Source organism: Lysinibacillus sp. C5.1 (genome assembly GCF_016350185.1).
Lineage (GTDB): Bacteria > Bacillota > Bacilli > Bacillales_A > Planococcaceae > Lysinibacillus > Lysinibacillus sphaericus.
On sequence record NZ_CP066226.1, the window covers coordinates 2,442,619 to 2,461,680 of the forward strand.

Here is a 19,062-nt window from a genome sequence, read left to right on the forward strand (position 1 = left end):
ACCTCCATTCTATAAAAGATACTAACCCAAATGCTGTGATCACTTGGGTTAGTAAGGAAAATTACATGATGCCTGCGATATTTAACGTACGTTTTAAAATTTTTGCTGTTTGTCCACGTGTTAAAGAAGCACGTGGATCAAATGAACCATCCGGCTTACCTGTCATAATATCCAGGCTATTTAATAGCTCGATATAAGGCAAGTATTCAGCGCTAATATTGCTAGCGTCTGTGAAATTAACCTCTCCTGTGGCTTTCACATCAGCATTTAAATATTCTAAAATGCGTGCCATAAATGCCGCTGCTTGTTGACGTGTAATCGGAGCTTCAGGATTAAATGTTGAAGAAGTTGTGCCTTTTGTAATACCTGCCTCGAACAGAGCTTGAATATCTGTTGCATACCATTTGCCTTCTGTATCGTTAAATGGATTTTCACCTTTTGCCTGTAAACCAAGTGCACGGCTGATTAATACTGAAAATTGCGCACGAGTAATTGGTTTATATGGCTCAAACGTCTCTGGTGTAGTTCCTTTGATTACAAGACGGCTCGCTAAAAATTCAATTTCTTCTTTATTAGCTAAATGGGCAATATCGTTAAATGTTACTGTACTTTCTGTTACAACGAATGTACCACTAGATTTTGTGAAGAGAACAATTTCACCGTTCACAATTCTATGTGGAACAGGCTTGTATTCACTACCATCAAGCTGTAAAACGACCATATTCGGTTTTAACTCGTTGGCAAGTAGCGTAACTTTTAAATATTCTTTATCTATAGTAATTGACTTTGTTTTACCATTAGTAGCCTCAATACCGAATTTGACAGTGAATTGTTTATTTTTAGCTTCTTTCGTTACCGAGGCAATTATTTGCTCACTTTCTGTAAGCTTAATTCTAGTAAATATAGAAGTTGGAATTTCTATTTTGAAATTATTTTTGCTTTGAATAACAAACTTTTGTACATTCTTTTCAAGATATTCTTTAATATGTTTGGATGTAATAATTGCTTTGTTACTACCATCTTCAATAGTAATTTCAGCAACTGGATTATCTACATTTCCTCTGTTTCCTTTGTTTTCTTCATTTCCTTTATTCCCTTTATTCATTTCTTCAGCGCATTGTGTATCTGCGCCTGCACAATTCTTTTCTGTCTCTTTGCAATTTTCTGTATTTTCACCCTTGCATTTTTCTTTGTTTTCTTCAGCTAGAGGGCCACTTTTTTCGCTTCCATCTTCTACATATCCACCGACATCTTTACCTAAATCGGTCGTATAAAGCCATTCAACTGAATCACCAGGGGATAGTGTGTAAAGTGCCGCAGAATAAGAAGGGTATTGACCATTTACACGATACATCCAACCACTTAAAGGACCTCGGTCAAATTCATAAACACCCGCAATTCCGTCAATATATGTTCCATATTCTGTTTGACGATAGCTTAAGGCAACACTGTTTTCCGATGTTACTCGTTTTAAAACGTCAAAAGCAGTTTCACCAGCAAATAATTTAGTTGATGTTGATTTTAATGGCACTTCAGAAGACGAAATTCGAATTGAGAATGTCGTATAACCAATTTCTTCATTATCAGAAGGTTGTCCATCAGGGTTAGAAGGTTGATTTCCTTTATCATCAGGGTTGGAAGGTTCTTCTCCATCGCTTCCATTGTCAATATCTCCTGGATTATTTCCAGTATTATCTGACTTTGTATCTGACATATCGTAAAGAGCAGTTTGATTATTTAATAAACGGTTGTATGCTGCTAATGTATAGCCAACCTGAACCGTTGCCATGCCATTTGCTTTGTTTTCGATTAATACATGTTTAAAGCCACCATCTTCTGAGCTATATGTCATGATATTAGAAATGACTTTATTAAAACGATTATCGTTGTTAGCATTTATCCCTAAGCTTGCTAGAGCAGTCACAACCTGTGCTGGACTTTCAGCATTTTCAAAGTTATCTGACTTATATCCGCCATTAGGTAATTGAATAGCTGCTAATGTATCAATTGCACGATTAACGGCTGTTTTTACTTCTGCATTACTTTGATAGTATGGAGCGAGTGATTGAATGACCATTGCGGTGATATCAGGGTCAGCTTCAGTACCAGCATAGGCAAAGCCACCATCGTTTAATTGTCTTTGTAAAATATATTTAATTAATTTTTCACGTGTTGTTGTAGCTGTTTTAGGTAATTCAAAGTCCCATGTATCGAGTGCAATTAAAGTGAAGACGGCAGAGTTGATGCCTTGACGTGTTACAAAATTAAAATCTTTTAATTTTTCAACTAAATTATAGCCAGCGACATTTGTAGGATCTTTCCCGATAGCTGTAAGAGCTATTATTACCCGAGAGTAATCTGTTGCTTGAGAGGCGATTACGCCACTGTTTGATTTTACATGATTCTCTATATTTTTATAATATTTACTATAATAACTATTTGATAAATTGACATAACCACCACGTGCAAGTGTTAAAATAGTCCACTCTGATTGATAGACAGGCTGCGGTGAGCTTGATACTAAATATTGACCAACAGAGTTATAGGCTTTAATCGTTGTTGGTCTCAATTCTACTAATCGCTTTTGTAAAGTCTCTAGCTTATTATAATTTGATACAGATTGTTTTTCTTGAGCTGACAAATTATCATAGGCTTGTTGTGCTGCATTAACTTTCAAATGATCCGCCCATGTAACCGAGGCTATAGGGGGGAGCACGTTTATTTTAAATATCACTTCTTGAATCCGAGGGGCTGTTGTGAAAATGTTTTCTTTATCTACAAGCTCTTGATAATTATTTATTTTAGTTTTTTGATTTTTATCTAAGGCATTGTATGTTGTCCGAGCTTCTTCTAATTGTTTTTTTGTTGCCTCATCAGCAATCTGAATTGTTTCAGGAAGAGAGTCAATTAAATATATAACATATTCGATTTCTTTATCTACAAGATATTGGTAATTTGTTACATTTACTTTTTGCTGTGCTGGTATTCCTTTGTATATTTTACGAGTAGTATTGAATAGTGAACCTAACTCTTCATTGCTTATTTCTAATGACGAAATAGTAGAAATTAAAAGTCCGACGTATTTCAGTTCCTTTTCTATTAAGATAGCCTCTATTTGCACTAGTTTCTTTTTTTCATTTAGTAGTAAAGCGTTCCATTTCGTACGAGCATTTATTAATTGTTGAGCAATTGTTTCATCGAATGTATCAAATGAAGGAATAGAATTAATGAAGGCTTCTACCAGTTGGCCTTCTTTTTCACCAAGTTTGTTATTGTAATTACTTATTAATGCTTTTTTCTTTTGATCTAGTGTTAATGCACTATATGTTTTGCGAGCTGCTGTTAATTGTATAGCTGTTACCTCATCAGCAACTATAATTTCTGGGAGGCTATTCACCAAATTTATAAAGTTTTGTTCTTCAGGTGTAATAACATATACATAAATTGCCTTAGATACTTCACCAACTTTTGCGTTAATCTGAGCATCCCCAATTGAAATCGCTGTAACTAATCCTTGATTGTCAACTGTTGTAATTGTAGGAGCACTCGATGACCATTCAATTAGGGTACTATCTTCTGTTGTTGAGCTAGCTACAGCAAGTTGCGATGTTTCTCCAATTGTTAAAAATAAAGGTTCTGTCGTATTTAATTGAATATCACTAATTGTATTCGGCGCATTCTCTATTAATGGCGTCATAGTTAATTGTTCATTTGGATTGTCTATTTCTGTGTTATTTATGTCTGAAGTATTTTGTTCGTATGTTTCTCCTTCAAGATGCTGTGCTTTGCCAGTGGCAGCAGGGGATAATAGCGAAAATATTAAAATAAAGATAATGACTAAATGTATTTGCTTTTTAAAAATATCCATTTGAAAACTCACTTCCTTTAGAGATGTTGCTAGTAATATCTAAAAAATAGTACTGAAAAAGTGCATTTCTTTAAAATGGATTCACTTTTTCAGTACTTAATTACTTAGTTATTGGGTGTTACGTCAATTGTTAATGGTTCACTTGTTGAACCACCAAGTAGTGCATTTGCAGAGGCTGTAATCGAGATATTACCTTCTTCAGCTTGTCCAAAAAATGTGATAACTGCTTGTTGATCTGTGTTGACAGTAATTGATTGAGCTGTTAGCGCTGTAGTACCTGTGTTAATTGTCCAATTAGCAATATTAGAGGCATTTGTTAGAAATAGGTCACCCGTTAAATCCACAGTAACCTTTGGATTTATTTGTCCTACATCCACTGTGCTAGCAGTGCCCAGCTTAGCCCATGTCGTATAATAAATATGAACTTTATCATCAGGCTCTAATTTATAAGCATCTAAACCAACAGTTGGGCTAATACCATTTACAGTGTATACCCAACCATCCCAACCATTTAAGCTGCCACTAGCTCGCCCATCAACGGATTCAAGATAAGGACCATAGATAGGATGAATAGTAACTATATATGGAATACCGTTTGCTGTTAATGTATTTTCCATTAGTGATAATGCCGTAGTGCCAGTTGAGGCAATTTCCGTTGTTGCTGGTAGGATGGGACCATGCAAACCGTCAACAGATAATTGGACATCGAATGTTGCAGTTTGTGCCTCTTGATTTGTAGGTTGTAATACTGTTGTTGCACTTGCTGTCGGTGATAATAGCGAAACAGCTAAAAGAAAAGCGAAAGCTATATGCCACCATTTTTTAAAAGTAACCATTTTGAAAACCTCCTAATTTTATTGTAGTGAAAGTTTTTGCGATTAACTCCAATAAAAAAGATGCTTCTCTTAAAAAAGGGAAGCATCCAAGGTAAACAGAAAAGGAGCATAATAAAATAATATGCCTGTCCATCTATTTGCCGTAAGTTCTCCTAGCTTCCGAAGAGAGTTAATACGATGGAATAAAGGCAGGTCTCCTGGCTCGTGTATCCTATTCAGAACCTTCCCATCTACTGGGGGCATTTTTCCCCGTTTGACAGTGGTATTTTCTGTAGTCATCTACACTTACAGTTGCGGAAACAGCTTCGGCTTTGCACCGAATTCCCTATTAAGCTCTTAAAAGAGCACCTTTATTCTGCAATTGCTATTCACTTGATGTTTAGTTTAACATATTTTCCTCATTTTCCAAATAGTTAAATAAAAAGGATAGATATTCCTTATCGAATAATGGAGTTACCTCCATTATTTTTGTTTATGTATATAAGTTATAATCGCAAGAAGAAACCGATAGATATCCCACTCTTCCGAGTGTTAAAGCTATTACAAGTTATGTAGTAGATCGCAATATTGAGAAAAACTAGGGACAGATTTCTAAAATATTGTAGGGAAGAGAATGGAGATAAGCTTTACTACTCAGGGAATATGAAGCTTTTTGAGGAGAAGCAGTTATCTTTAAAGATAATCCTATGAAATTTATCAATCAGGAAGTTTCTTTATTTTTTTATGATAAACAGAAGGTAAAATCATAGCATATAGTACATTTTCTTATCATATATATTATACATTGAAGTGTAATAATGATATTTTATAAATAGATAGACTTTTCACTCAATTTAAAATAAGTAAGGAGTGTTGAATTTGATATCTTTTTCTAAACCAGATGTAGAACAGTTTTTACGAACATTTTCGATTGGTGATTTTGCGGTGAGTCCAGATGAAAAACAGCTAGTTTTCAGTACAAATTTAAGTGGCAAGTATAATTTATGGGCGATGAATTTACCAAATACGTTCCCGACACAGCTTACTTTCATTGACCAAAGCTGCCAAGGGCTTATCTATGACAAACAAGGACGGTTTATCATTGCTGGTTTTGACAGGAATGGGGACGAAAATACGCAATTTTATGGAATTCCACTTCAAGGTGGAACAATGAAAAAAATTATTTATGAAGAAGGAACTCGCAATTCTGTGCCCATTTTATCTGAAGATGGGAACAAGCTTTATTATACATCTTCGAAAGAAAATCCAACATATTTAAATGCATATGTCTATGACTTGGTGACAGGTGAGGAAAAAACAGTTCTTGTGGGAAAAGATGCGCCCACTTTTTTACTCGATTTTAGCCCGAATGAAGAGGTAGCCCTTTACTATAAACATTTTGCTAATACCAATACACTACTATACGCTAAACGAGGAGAGGAGCATATTCTCCTGACTCCGCCAACAGATCAGCAACATACGGTCGGTGACGCAGTGTTTGTATCCGATAACCTCATCTATTTATTAACAAATTACAATGCTGATTTTACGTATTTGGCTTCCTATAATTTAGAGACAAATGAGTTTGTAAAATTGAAAGATTTAGAGAATGAAAGCTTTACTACGTTGAAATATAACAAAGAAAAGCAGTGTCTGTATGTCATCAGTGAAAAAGGTGTAGAAGATCATTTGTATAAGCATGATTTGTTATCGAATAATTGGGAAGAACTCGATTCACCATGCAGTATTATTGAAAAACTTATCGTCACAAAATCCGGTAATTTGTATTTATTAGGAAGAAGTGCGACGAAGCCACATAATATCTATTATTTTAAGGAAAATGGATGGACTTCTTTAACGGAATACACAGTTCCAGGCGTAGATCAAAGTGAATTAGTGGAGCCAGATGTGATTACGTATTCTTCCTTTGATGGACTTGAAATAGAGTCCTTATTTTTCAAAGCTAACAAAGAAAATGATAATGGTGAAATCATTTTTTGGCCGCATGGTGGTCCGCAAGCCGCAGAACGAAAATTTTTTAGAGCTTCCTTCCAATTCTTTTTAAATAATGGGTATAGCATTTTTGCGCCAAATTTCCGTGGATCAACAGGCTATGGATTAGCTTTCACAAAAATGGTAGAGGGAGATTGGGGACACGGTCCAAGACTTGATAATGTAGCTGGTCTCGACTGGCTCATAGAAAATGATTACGCGAAAAAAGGCAATATTTTATTGATGGGCGGAAGTTACGGAGGATACATGGCCTTATTGCTCCACGGTAGACACGCTGATTATTTCAAAGCCGTCGTGGATATATTTGGGCCATCTGATTTGTTCTCATTTATCAACTCAGTTCCTGAAGACTGGAAGCCCATTATGGATCAGTGGGTGGGAAACCCGGAAAAAGACAAGCAAAAACTCATTGAATACTCACCAATTACTTATTTAGAAAACATGGTGAAACCAATGCTAGTTATCCAAGGAGCCAATGACCCGCGTGTTGTAAAAGAGGAATCTGATCAAATCGTGCAGGCTTTAAAAGATAAAGGTCGTGAGGTCGAGTATATGCTTCTTGAAGACGAAGGACATGGCTTTTCTAAAAAAGAAAATGAAATTGCTGTTTATCAAAAAATCCTGTCATTTTTGAATCAGTTCGTTGAATCTAAAGTGAAAGCATAATGATACGTATGATAAAAGTTAAATAAGCCCAACTGGGAAAAAACCTAAAGAGTATTAACAATTCTTTCTTTAAGTAATGAGGGCGTAAGTTGATGGAAATATTAGTTGAAGTGAAAAAAGACTAGATTCTACATCAGTAGACCCTAGTCTTTTTTCATTTATCGTCCGTTTATAAGGGCAAAGAGAACATTGTATGTGCTAGTGCACGAATTTAAATCCTCATTCTCGGCAAATCAAATATAATACCCACGAGGGAATATATGAATTGCTTCTTGCGTTAAATGCAGATATAGAAGCCTTGGATTATCAAAGCGAAACACCTTTATTTGCTCCGGGCTTTTTTTACGTTAAACAAACGATTACAGGGCGAGACAAAATTAGATTTTCGTATTGAAACCCCCTGACCAGCTTCAGGGGGTGTATTGACTACTAAGCATTCGCAATCCATTTCTGTTTTGTACAGCATAAAGCCGCATTCTCATGTTGAAAAATGCGGCTATTTCAAAAAAGTCGTTTGTTTGAATCAACTGTGTATAGTAGCTGAAAACTAGTTACTAATTAATGGGCGATCGACAAGGACCTACCTTTATACCAAGGGAATTGTAATGTTTTTTTATGTTGATAACGGCTTGATAATGTGTCACTTCGTCAATTAGTTGATTTATTTTATGAACATCAACTGGTTTTTTCATTAGTAGGTCATTTAAAATTTGCTTAATTTCTTTAGGGTAAACATTGCCTACCATACTGGAAAGTCCATTGCAGCCACCGAGTATTTTTTCTATGAGGTCAACATCTCCTCCAGCAAACATAATGAAATCATCGGGTAACTGTGTATTTTTATGACGCTTCACATTGTACTCTTCTTTAAGGCCGATAAGGTTCGGGTGTTGTTGAGAAACAAGTTCATTCAGGGATTCAACACTTAGGTTAAATCCAGTTCGGGCAGGATTATTATATAGCACAACTTTTTTAGTAGTATGTGTTAGCAATTCATTAACATAAGCAATGGCTTGTTTTTGTGATGGTTGAATATAAAGTGGAAACTGGACAAGAATGGCATCAAAAACAGATTTCTCAAGTGCTTGAATTAGTTTTATCGCATCTCTCGTTCTCGCACCTGAAACACCAAACATTAGTTCAATATTTTGAAAGTTTTGCTTATTAAAGTAATCAATGATTTGCAATCGTTCATCAATGCTCATTGAATTTTGCTCACCGGTAGAACCAGATACAAGTAGTGACTCAATTCCGTTATTCTTTAAATGTTCAACAATGGGGTTGAAACCTTCTAAATATAAGCTTTCATCATCATGAAAGGGGGTTGGAATAGCAACATTTAGATTTTTCATCAATTATATCCTCCAATTATTTACCCAATAATATTAATATAGAACCAACGTAATACCACCACTTTGTACGGATAAGAGGATGAACTATCTCTCCACGTGTGTTCACGAATCTGTACAAACTTATTGTCAGAGGTATGAGTAAATTCATTGCTGGCAGGAGCTTGTTATTTTACTTTTCTGGTAAAATATCATTCTTATTAGTGATATTTTCTTTAACAACATGTTTTGCTCCTGACCCAACAGGTTCTTCCAAAAACCATGTCCCCATACCGGAGACAGTAGGTACATCCTGGATAGTATAAAGAACAGCATTATCATGATCAGACGTATTGCAATGTTCGTGTGAAAGCCAAGCAGGAGATACAAATACATCGCCTTTTTCCCACTCAATTTTCTCGCCATTAATGATACTATAGCCTTCTCCTTCAAATACAATAAAGATAGCCAAATTACTGTGTTTGTGTGGGTTATTATGTTCACCTGGCGCCAATACTTGGACCACTGCGTTTATAGTAGGGGTCACACCGTATTTATCACCAGTATCTTTATTTATCAGCGAAACTGCGCCTCTGCCATCACCCATAAAATCGCTAGACAATGAATCATCTAATTGTGCCTTTATATCTGTTCCTTTCCAAATACAAGGACGAACAGTCGACTTGGTACTTTTTTGTAAAAAATCTTTGTAACTAATAATATCCGTTCTTTGATCGCTCATTTTAATAACCTCCTAGGTTTTTTGAGAATTTTTTAACCTTCCTGTGCTTCCATCGCCCTATCAAATCTTAAAGGCACCTCCTTTCAGGACTAAGTGAATTTAAAGCAATACAGCGTTGGAAAGGGAAACCCACTTTATTAAATACTGTTATAAACTGGGCTTGTAATTACAGTTTAGGGCACCTCAAACCATAGTTCAATTCAATTATTTATATAGTAATAATAGGTTAAAACTATGATACAATACATATTGCCATAAATTGATTTATGAGGGGGACCCTAGAATGGAATTAAGACAACTTGAATATTTTCGTTCAGTATGCCAGGAACTTCACTTTACAAGAGCTGCAGAAAAGATTGGAATTTCCCAACCATCTTTAAGCCAACAAATTCGCCTATTGGAGCATGAGATTGGAGCACCTTTATTTGATCGAATTGGTAAAAAGACGGCACTTACAGAATCAGGAAGACTACTTCTGAAGTATACTCAGAATATTTTCCATGAAATAGAACAAGCACAAACTGCTATAAAGGAATTAAACGGACTCCAAAGAGGAAATATTTCTATCGGAACATTGTTAACAGTTGAAAATTACCTAATTCCACCGACATTACTTAATTTTCATCGTTTATACCCTGCTATTAAAATTTCTGTGTTTGGACTACGCACGGAAGACATTAGGATAAGCTTGTTAGAAAATAAATTGGATATAGGGATTGTTTTTTTACCTATGAAAGATAGAGAATTAGAATCGATTTCTTTGTACAAGGAGGAACTGGCTCTTGCGGTACCCAATGGGCATCCATTAGAAGAACAGGAAATGGTCCATTTGGATGTTTTGCGGACAACATCGTCCGTTTTATTTCCTGAAAACTACTTTATAAGACAACTTATCAATAAATCTTGCAATGACTTGGGATTTCTCCCTCAGCCCGCTTTTGAAATAACAACGATGGAATCGTTAATTGACATGGTTGAAAAAGGAGTAGGAGTGACTATATTGCCTAAACCTTATTTAGAGTGCCTTAGCAATAATAAAATAAGAGTCATTCCAATTGTAAATTCTAATCTTTCCCGAGAAGTAGGAATCGTCTATAGGAAAGATAAATATATGGGTGCTGCTACACGTATGTTTATTGAACAGCTAAAGGCTACCACAATTAATTTGAATTATAAAACCAATAAAGATACTGATTAAAGATTACCTAGTTGAACCTAACGAGGTCGTGTTGAACACGCTAAAACAACAATGAATTCTCTTAAGGTCCATTTTTTTGGGAAGTTCCGAAATCAAAACCCCCCTTGATGCTCAAGGGGGGTTTCGAATTGTTCATTTTTATCGTTTATACATGATTTTAAAGCAAAATAGATATTATAAAGCTTAACGATCGGAAGTGGTTAGGTTAAAAGTAGAAGACAGAAATAAAATTGGAGGTAGGATAATGGATAAAAGAGGGATGAGGAGGATGCTTTAGATGTTGTCCAGCAAACAGTGCTACCGGCGATTGAGTCCATTCATCGTGAAGCCCAAGTTCGCTTAGTGTATCCACCCAATTTCTTTGTAATTCTATACAAAAAACCACTATGCAAAGTAAAAACAATTAAAGTATAGCTTTTTTTATCAATTTTTTATTAAACTAACAAAAATACTTGCAACATCTGTTTTAGTACTATATAGTACTAATTATGACAAAAGGAAAATTAATGAATCAAAAACGTGTGATTGAAGTAGCTGCAACATTATTTTTAGAAAAAGGGTTTGCTTATACAAGCATGGATGAATTAGTTCGTGTAAGCAAAGTTTCAAAGTCTAATGTGTATTATCACTTTTCTAATAAGGAAGAATTGTTGGATGGGGTCGTCGATTATTGGATTGCAATGTATCAAGCTGCAATTGATGGCTTACTATCTCAAAACCAATTATTAGTTGAAGATCGTATCCAACTTTTTTTAAAGCAATTATCACAAGGAGTACAGACGAGAGAATATAAGGGGGGCTGTCCATTTATTACGCTTTATATTCAAAGCCCTACAAATGCCTCAAAAGTAAAAGAAAAAATAGGTCTTTTTTTCGTAGGATTACAAACGAAAGTTTCTCTATTACTTAAACAAGGGGTAGAGAATGGTGAATTTAAAAAGACAATTAATATTGACGAGGTTGCATCTCTTTTTATTACAAATCTTGAAGGAGCGCTATTTATTTCAGAAACACTAAAGGATGCAACTGTAATCATGAAAACAGCAGATCATTTGTTTAACTTGCTTCGATAAAAGAAGCATTTTTTTTACACCAAATTAGTACTAAATAGTACTAAAAGGAGGATTTATATGAGAACAGTATTTTTAACTGGCGGAACAGGTTTTATTGGAAAGGAATTAGTGAAGGAATTAGCCAAAGAGCAGGTTACAATTCTTCTATTAGTGAGATCGAAAAGCAAAGCAACACGCATGTATCAAGAAAGAGGCATCTTAAATGAGGCAGTTATGCACTTTATTGAAGGTGATTTGACGAAAATAGACTTAGGTCTAAGTGCTGAAGATAGGGAGTGGGTATTGAAAACGGATGTAATTATTCACGCAGGAGGCCCCATGGATATTCAAGCGACAAGCAAAGAGGCTGCTTCCGTATTTTTGAATGGTGCCAAACATATTAGTGAATTCGCTAAAAACATCCACCAATTGAAGGGATTGCAACAATTTATTCATGTTGTAGGCTATATGAGTCCCTTTGATGATAAAAATAGCAAAATTGCGATAGATGTGTTTAAAGAAGGAAACAATTTTTTGAAAATAAAAAATCCATATGAGAGAACAAAGTTTTTAGCAGATCTTTATATCCGTCAGCAGGCATCAACAATAGGTTATCCGCTTTCAGTAATTAATCCACCAACTGTAGTTGGTAGTAGTAAAACAGGGAGTACGGAGCAAACAGGAGGCTTAGGCTTGCTTGTGATGAGTATGCGAAAAGGGCTCATGCCAGTGATTCCTGGAGGTAAGAAATATAGATTACCACTTATTGCAAACGATGAACTAGCAAAGTTTATTGTGCAGGTTTTCAGATTGGAACAACCAGCTATACAAACATATACACTTGTTGAAGATAAACAACACGATCAAAATATTTCACAATTATTAGATGTTGTGTCAGAAAGTATGAATATGACTGCACCTAAAATTTCTGCCCCATTGCCATTTATGAAAGCACTTATGAATAGTGGCGTAAGCAAAATTACCAAAATTCCTGCTGATGGGCTAAACTTTATTACAAATCGAACATTTTCAAATGGTTCAGTGAAAAAGATTATGGGAGAAGATTGGTTTAAGGAGACAAATGTAATGAAATTTTCCCCAGCCGTAATAGCTGATCTGGATTATCGCATGATGTATCAAAATGGCCAGCACAGTCATTTATTTAAACGAACATTATGTTACAATACTACCATTTACCAATCACAAGGAGAGGGTAAACCGTTTATTTTATTACATGGTTTATTAAGTGATGGAGAGGATTTATTTCCTTTAGGGAAAGAGCTTCATGAAAAAACGGGTCGACCTGTATGGATTATGGACCTTCCGGGTTTGGGACGTTCTCCTTTTAAACGAGAGAAAAATCTTTTAAATATCTATTTGAATGTATTGAAAAAGTTATTGGAGAAAGCTACTAATGGTGCCCATCTAATTGGCCATTCATTTGGTGCGTATATTCTTTTGGAAGCATTAGTACAAAAGCACATAGATAAGAAGTATACAATTACTTTACTTCAGCCACCTGTTGCTATAAAAAAGGCTAAATCGATAAATGTTCCTCAATTTATGAACAAATGGACATTGAAATTGGCAACTACTAAATTGATAGAGCGTTATTTATTAAGTAATGGTTTATTTGAAAGTACGGAGAGTATCCCTGAACATTACATTGAAAAAATTACTAGCAGTTTTACTTCTCCTAGAATTTTAAATACTACAGTTCAGCTTAACAGTTTACTATTGAAAAACGTTCAAGGTGATTTCAATGAAGTAACAAAGTATAATCTTCACATTATTTGGGGGGATTATGACAGAGGCTATTCTGCTCCTTCGCATCTTGGTAAGGTTGATTTTGTTCCATATGGACATCATTTTCCTCTTAACCATCCGAGTGAAACGGCTAATTTGGTAATAAAAAATAGTAGTACTAACAGATGAGAATGTATATCCGTATCCTAAGGTAGTAAAATGCGAATTGAACAAAGTATTGCTCTTTACGCATGGCATGTAATTACCCTTATCTTGACAAAGGATAAAGACTTTTATTATGCGCTGGGAGAGTAATCGAGATGGGCAACGGTACGCGTTTCTGAATCTCGATACGTCTCATAGCTCTAATATTATTTTGAAAATTAGTAAATTACATCAGTTGAAGCATTAAGAAAAGATAAAGAAGTTGTTATTCAATTAAAGGGCGCGATTATGGAACAAGGAAAAACGTCTTTTTTACGAAAAAAGGTTGAGTTTAACGTCTTCTTTTGAAATAATTGGTACTAATCTAATTAAAGGATTAAGATTCGTTAGAAAAGAATTTTTAAAATATAGGGGGTCGCCCATGGATAAAAATGCATTAATCTCACTATTCCACAAAGAACTTCGACAAGAGGCTCGAGTAAAAGGTTACATAAGAGAGGAAACAGAACATGTCGTGCGTCACATTTCACAGTTTGGTGAAAAAGGGTTCATTATCTCATCTAATGTAAACGAAAGTGATGTAAGAGAAATTATTAAGAACGAGTTAAACTATTTTAGTAACCTTGAGCAAGATTTTGAGTGGAAGGTGTATAACTATGACAAGCCTACTAGTTTGAAAGATATTCTTGAACAAGAAGGATTCACAGTAGATGACCCTGAAGCACTAATGGTCATGAAGTTAGATGAACAGCATCCCTTGCTTAATTATGACCAAAACTTCAACTTAAAGGAAATAACAGATGAACAAGGCATTCAAGACATTATTGTTCTAGAAGATGCCATCTGGAATGTACCGCATGCTGAGCTGGGAGAAAGACTTTGGAGAGATAAACAGAATAATCCTGAATCCCTATACCTTTATGGAATTTATGAAGATGGTCAGCTTGTAAGTGCAGCTTGGATGTATTTAGAGGAAAATTCCTCTTTCGCCAGCTTATGGGGAGGTTCAACACTACCGTTGTTCCGAGGAAAAGGTTATTATACAGCACTTTTAGCTACTCGTGCAAAAAAGGCATATGAAAACGGGCATCCTTTCCTTACTGTTGACGCCAGTTCAATGAGTAGGCCTATCCTAGAAAAGAGTGGTTTTCTATGTCTTGCATACTCTTATGGCTGCCAGTCACCCTCTACCAAGCAGTAGCGCCTCGTACTTAAAAAACTAGCTAATAGAAGCTCATGTGTTATTCCGTTAAAGGGTGCGATTGTGGACTAAGCGTTTCTTTTCCTATTCAACTAACGGGGTGCGTTAGTTGAATATTCACTTTCCGAAATAATCAATCTTTTTATGATCCACTTTATCACACAAACTTAACAATTGACCAAATGATTGGAAATGGAAATTACCAGTGAAGGAAGAATAATTGGGTATTTGTGGTATTATATAGTGAGCGAAGAAACAGAATAAAATATTCCACCGAGCTTCGCAAACAATTAAAATTACCAATAGGGGGTCTGCCGACAAAATTTAGAAGGATTAATCAGTTCCTACTTTTATAGAATAGGCTGAAATGGTATTTACTTAGGTTATAGTAACAGCTAGGTTTGAATAGCTGAGAATTAAAAGGAGAGATTTCAATATTTATGTTTAAAAATTTTTTCGGAAAGTGCTTAGTAACTTTTTTTGTTTTACTTTTACTTATCCCTGGTTTTACAAATCAAAAGGCTACAGCTAATTCACTACCTCAAAATGAAATGCGTGCAGCCTGGATTGCAACAGTTTCTAATATTGATATGAAGGCAGGTATGAGTAAAACCCAATATACTCAATGGGTTCAAAGTACCTTAGACAAATTAAAAGCTAATAACTTTAATACAGTTATTTTTCAAGTTAAGCCATTAAATGATGCACTGTACCCATCTAAGCTTGCTCCATGGTCATCGTATATAACTGGCAAGACACAAGGGACCAATCCGGGTTTTGATCCATTGCAAATAATGCTGGACGAAGCACATAAGCGAGGATTAGAACTTCATGCTTGGGTAAACCCATATAGGGTCACGATGCCATCGCAATCTTTGTCTAATCTTGCTGCCGATAATGTAGCCCGTAAAAATTCTAATTGGGTAGTGAAATACGGTAAACAATACTATTTAGATCCTGGTTTGCCGGAAGTTCAAAATTACTTATTATCAACCATAGAAGAATTAGTAAGCAACTATGATATCGACGCAGTACATATGGATGATTACTTCTATCCTTATAAAATAAAAGGAGAGACTTTTCAAGATCAACAAACTTTTAAAAAGTATGGTGGCTCATTCAATAATATTGAAGACTGGCGCAGAAATAATGTTAATCAATTAGTAAAAAAGATTTATGCAAGCATTAAGGCAATTAAACCACATGTTCAATACGGAATATCTCCGTTTGGAATTTGGCGAAACAAAAAGCAAGATTCTACTGGTAGTAACACGAATGGAATGAGTAACTACGATGATCTTTATGCTGATACAAGACAGTGGATTAAAGATGGTAGTATCGATTATGTTGCGCCTCAAATCTATTGGTCTAGAAATCATAAAGCAGCAAATTACTCGGTTTTATTAGATTGGTGGGGAAGAGAAGTTCAAACGTACGCAAAAGTCCATCCTGTTAATCTATATATTGGCATGGCCAATCATAAAGTTGGAAATGATTCTGATACTGCGTGGAATAATAAGACGGAAATTATCAGCCAAGTAAACGCCAACAGAGCAAATAATAATGCTCAAGGACAAATGCATTTTTCTCTAAGAAGTATTAACAATAACGCTCTTGGACATGCTTCTTATCTAAATCAGCAACTATACAATTATAAAGCTTTAACACCTTCAATTTATTGGAAAGACTCTGCAATACCTTTACGTCCAACTGATGTTAAATTGAGTAAAGAGTCTTTCGGCATGAAGCTTACTATTACAGATGAAAATAGTACTCAACCAAGGAAATATGTAATATATCGATTTGATGGAACAAAAGAAGGATCATATGAAGACGCTAAAAATATAGTGGACGTGGTTTATAACACACAAGGTAATACGATTTATGTAGATACGAAGGCAAATAAGAGTAAAGTATACACATATGGTATAAAGTCTATATCTGCTACAGGTGTGGAAAGTAAAACTGCTTTTGTTCTAAAAGACGGAATTCCTTACCAGTCAAACTGAAAAGTTTAATCCTAACAACCTCGTAACTATAGCTTACGAGGTTGTTTCCATTAGTTAGTTAAACGCAGAGGAACATTTAGTTTTCCTTATTGTAAAGCAGTTCTATATACGGCCTGGAGATATAAAATGGTACTTATTTTCTCATCAGTAAGGGGCAGGTTACGAACCATCAAAGGTCGTAACAGTTGCTACAAATGCTTAAAAACAAAAGAAAAGAGAATCACACCGTCACGCGTGAGAAACTTTATGTATCGTTAGTAATTAAAACCGATCTTTATGGGTAGTTGACGTATCCAAGCTCTCCTCCACGCAAAATAATTTTAGTTTACATAATATAAATACCTTGGTCAAAACTTTCTAATTATCGGATGTTTCACATAATTTATCGTTCAAAAGGGGATTATTCGTTTAAATAATGCTAATTATCGTTTAATGTAGATTTGTCCAATATTTATGAAAATTATTCATAAGTGTGAACAAACTAAGCTGGTTGATACTTTATTTTAACAAAGGATAAAAAGTTGATATGGAGTATTTCTCCTATCAACTTTTTTATTATCATGAAATGATTTTGTGGATAGTTTAGTCAAATTGGTTGGTAGCAACATCAAAGAAAAAGATTTTGAGAGGTGAATTTTTTGTTTGCTCGATCACTTTAATGCTTGGATTACCCTAAGCGTAATATCCATCTTCTTTAGTCATTTTCCCAAAACGTTTGCATAAGTATAACCTCTTAACTGTAAACTCTTTTAGCTAAGAAATTGTAAAATACTGATTGGTATATATATGGTAAATGACGTGATGAACTATATTCAAAAATCTAATGTAAGGAGCGAAAATACATATGGCGAGGAAGTGAAAAACGTTACCGAAAAATTTTAATGAACTAATTAAAGCAGGTGATATTACGGCATTACAAGAGGTATTTACAAAGTGCGAGCTAGATGCATATGGTGGTTATAGTAAAACAACAGCCTTAAGCTTTTTCAATGTACCGGATGAATTGGTTCGCTGGCTCGTGGAACAGGGGGCAAATATAAATGCGAGAGACAATTACAAAAGAACGGCTTTACATAATCAGGCAATAAGTTGGCGGGGGAATATTGAATTGCTTCTTGAGTTAGATGCAGATATAGAAGCCTTGGATTATCAAAATGAAACACCTTTATTTGCTGCGGCTGCTTTTTTTAAACCAAATGCGGTGCCGCACATTGGTTTCTAAAGGCGCAAATATTAGCGCGGTAAATATGATGAATGAGACGCCTTTGGACAAAGCTTTAGCAGTATGTAGAAATATGAATATTGTTGATCTAGTGGAAGTTTCTGAGATTTTTCTGAGCGCAAGTATAGCTGTAACGCCGGAAATGAAAAATTCTATTAAGCGAATTGGAAAAGACTTCGAATTTTATAGAGAAGGTTTTAATAAAGAATATTTGAACGAAACGGATGAGGCACTTTCCCGTCTTTATGAGCTATTTGATGTTCCACCAGTAGAGAATCGTAAAACGCATGATGGTACGTCTCCAATAACAGTATGTACAAAGTGCTGGCAGGCGCAACATAATGAACTTTGGAATTTACTAATTCCTTCGCAAGGACATGCGCAAACTATACAAGGAGAAGTTATTCGCATTACTGGGAAATTTTAGATAACGGCGGCATCAACTGGGATAATGATTTTCGTAAAATGCTCAAAAGTTTGAACCATTACATTAGCTTAGGTACGCCATTACATCCCTCTGAACTTCAGGAGTCTATCACTTTAGCGAAAGAACTTCACAATGGCGATGGAGATGAGGAATCTGCGAGACTATGCGAATTGGCAGTGCAATGGGTACTTTGCAATCCGAATCCGATTATTTTAGAACAGCCCGAATATAAACGCTAACATATTTAACAAATCCAATTCAATGGTTAAAAAGGATAGAAAAATAAAATTGTTGGAACTTTAAATGACAAACATACAGTATTAACAGGATTCGAAGAGCTTATTGTAAATGCAGGAAGTCGACCAGATTTTACAATTAACAGCAAACTACGTCTTTCTATTGATACTGTAACAGATAGTATGCAAGCATTGGCACCACTAATTGACCCTAGTGTGCATAGCTGTTGAACAGTAGGAGCAAATGGAGAGGAAATATTAAGACAGCCCGAAAAAGGCTTCTATATTGTAGGAGCAAAAATTTATGGACGCGCACGAGCAAGAGCAAGTCCGATCATAAAATGTAACAATTCTTAAAATTAAGGATACTAATC

13 protein-coding genes, 1 pseudogene and 1 riboswitch are annotated in these 19,062 nt (G+C 35.2%); of the genes and pseudogenes, 10 read left to right on the plus strand and 4 right to left on the minus strand.

Annotation, left to right across the window (positions count from 1 at the left end):
* Positions 1-61 precede the first annotated feature (61 nt).
* Positions 62-3,868 carry an S-layer homology domain-containing protein gene (locus I5435_RS11815; protein WP_337982294.1) on the minus strand — a complete coding sequence of 1,269 codons (3,807 nt, stop codon included), beginning with the start codon at positions 3,866-3,868 and terminating at the stop codon, positions 62-64.
* 104 nt (positions 3,869-3,972) lie between these two features.
* Positions 3,973-4,704, minus strand: a complete 732-nt coding sequence (locus tag I5435_RS11820) for a DUF4430 domain-containing protein (RefSeq protein ID WP_337982295.1) — start codon at positions 4,702-4,704, stop codon at positions 3,973-3,975.
* 170 nt (positions 4,705-4,874) lie between these two features.
* A riboswitch (cobalamin riboswitch) is annotated at positions 4,875-5,071 on the minus strand.
* Between the two features lie 491 nt (positions 5,072-5,562).
* On the opposite strand from I5435_RS11820, the gene I5435_RS11825 reads away from it, so the two are divergent.
* Positions 5,563-7,362: a S9 family peptidase gene (locus I5435_RS11825; protein WP_337982296.1), complete on the plus strand. Its 1,800-nt coding sequence runs from the start codon at positions 5,563-5,565 to the stop codon at positions 7,360-7,362.
* A gap of 554 nt (positions 7,363-7,916) precedes the next feature.
* Here the strand turns inward: I5435_RS11825 and I5435_RS11830 are convergent.
* Both I5435_RS11830 and I5435_RS11835 read right to left on the minus strand, forming a co-directional pair.
* The gene (locus tag I5435_RS11830) at positions 7,917-8,714 is read right to left on the minus strand and encodes a dihydrodipicolinate synthase family protein (RefSeq protein ID WP_025219479.1); all 798 of its coding nucleotides are present in this window, start codon (positions 8,712-8,714) and stop codon (positions 7,917-7,919) included.
* A 169-nt stretch (positions 8,715-8,883) separates the two neighbouring features.
* Positions 8,884-9,432, minus strand: a complete 549-nt coding sequence (locus tag I5435_RS11835; RefSeq protein ID WP_025219478.1) for a cupin domain-containing protein — start codon at positions 9,430-9,432, stop codon at positions 8,884-8,886.
* A 283-nt stretch (positions 9,433-9,715) separates the two neighbouring features.
* On the opposite strand from I5435_RS11835, the gene I5435_RS11840 reads away from it, so the two are divergent.
* The 9 genes and pseudogenes from I5435_RS11840 to I5435_RS11880 all read left to right on the plus strand — a co-directional run.
* Entirely contained in the window at positions 9,716-10,630 is a 915-nt protein-coding gene (locus I5435_RS11840; RefSeq protein ID WP_229389690.1) for a LysR family transcriptional regulator, read from the plus strand.
* A 506-nt stretch (positions 10,631-11,136) separates the two neighbouring features.
* Positions 11,137-11,703 (plus strand): TetR/AcrR family transcriptional regulator, encoded by a 567-nt coding sequence (locus I5435_RS11845; RefSeq protein ID WP_024361755.1) that lies wholly within the window; start codon positions 11,137-11,139, stop codon positions 11,701-11,703.
* Positions 11,704-11,760: 57 nt separating this feature from the next.
* Entirely contained in the window at positions 11,761-13,617 is a 1,857-nt protein-coding gene (locus I5435_RS11850) for an alpha/beta fold hydrolase (protein ID WP_337982297.1), read from the plus strand.
* 397 nt (positions 13,618-14,014) lie between these two features.
* A complete protein-coding gene (locus I5435_RS11855; protein ID WP_258842165.1) occupies positions 14,015-14,794 on the plus strand; it encodes a GNAT family N-acetyltransferase in 780 nt (259 codons plus the stop codon).
* A gap of 440 nt (positions 14,795-15,234) precedes the next feature.
* Positions 15,235-16,803, plus strand: a complete 1,569-nt coding sequence (locus tag I5435_RS11860; protein ID WP_337982298.1) for a glycoside hydrolase family 10-like protein — start codon at positions 15,235-15,237, stop codon at positions 16,801-16,803.
* 1,018 nt (positions 16,804-17,821) lie between these two features.
* The gene (locus tag I5435_RS23175) at positions 17,822-18,025 is read left to right on the plus strand and encodes a hypothetical protein (RefSeq protein WP_443136929.1); all 204 of its coding nucleotides are present in this window, start codon (positions 17,822-17,824) and stop codon (positions 18,023-18,025) included.
* 73 nt (positions 18,026-18,098) lie between these two features.
* Positions 18,099-18,452, plus strand: coding sequence for a hypothetical protein (locus I5435_RS11870; RefSeq protein ID WP_337982299.1), 354 nt, complete (start codon positions 18,099-18,101; stop codon positions 18,450-18,452).
* A 38-nt stretch (positions 18,453-18,490) separates the two neighbouring features.
* On the plus strand, positions 18,491-18,691 hold the full coding sequence (locus I5435_RS11875; RefSeq protein ID WP_337982300.1) for a hypothetical protein: 201 nt from the start codon (positions 18,491-18,493) through the stop codon (positions 18,689-18,691).
* Between the two features lie 48 nt (positions 18,692-18,739).
* Positions 18,740-19,003 (plus strand): annotated as a pseudogene (locus tag I5435_RS11880) (flavoprotein); the annotation flags it as partial.
* Positions 19,004-19,062: the final 59 nt, after the last annotated feature.

What these genes read in the sequence shown, in the direction of transcription:
- I5435_RS11815 (WP_337982294.1), bottom strand. Translation starts at nt 3,868, where the DNA reads ATGGATATTTTTAAAAAGCAAATACATTTAGTCATTATCTTTATTTTA.
- I5435_RS11820 (WP_337982295.1), bottom strand. Translation starts at nt 4,704, where the DNA reads ATGGTTACTTTTAAAAAATGGTGGCATATAGCTTTCGCTTTTCTTTTA.
- I5435_RS11830 (WP_025219479.1), bottom strand. Translation starts at nt 8,714, where the DNA reads ATGAAAAATCTAAATGTTGCTATTCCAACCCCCTTTCATGATGATGAA.
- I5435_RS11835 (WP_025219478.1), bottom strand. Translation starts at nt 9,432, where the DNA reads ATGAGCGATCAAAGAACGGATATTATTAGTTACAAAGATTTTTTACAA.
- I5435_RS11840 (WP_229389690.1), top strand. Translation starts at nt 9,716, where the DNA reads ATGGAATTAAGACAACTTGAATATTTTCGTTCAGTATGCCAGGAACTT.
- I5435_RS11845 (WP_024361755.1), top strand. Translation starts at nt 11,137, where the DNA reads ATGAATCAAAAACGTGTGATTGAAGTAGCTGCAACATTATTTTTAGAA.
- I5435_RS11850 (WP_337982297.1), top strand. Translation starts at nt 11,761, where the DNA reads ATGAGAACAGTATTTTTAACTGGCGGAACAGGTTTTATTGGAAAGGAA.
- I5435_RS11855 (WP_258842165.1), top strand. Translation starts at nt 14,015, where the DNA reads ATGGATAAAAATGCATTAATCTCACTATTCCACAAAGAACTTCGACAA.
- I5435_RS11860 (WP_337982298.1), top strand. Translation starts at nt 15,235, where the DNA reads ATGTTTAAAAATTTTTTCGGAAAGTGCTTAGTAACTTTTTTTGTTTTA.
- I5435_RS11870 (WP_337982299.1), top strand. Translation starts at nt 18,099, where the DNA reads ATGAATATTGTTGATCTAGTGGAAGTTTCTGAGATTTTTCTGAGCGCA.
- I5435_RS11875 (WP_337982300.1), top strand. Translation starts at nt 18,491, where the DNA reads ATGCTCAAAAGTTTGAACCATTACATTAGCTTAGGTACGCCATTACAT.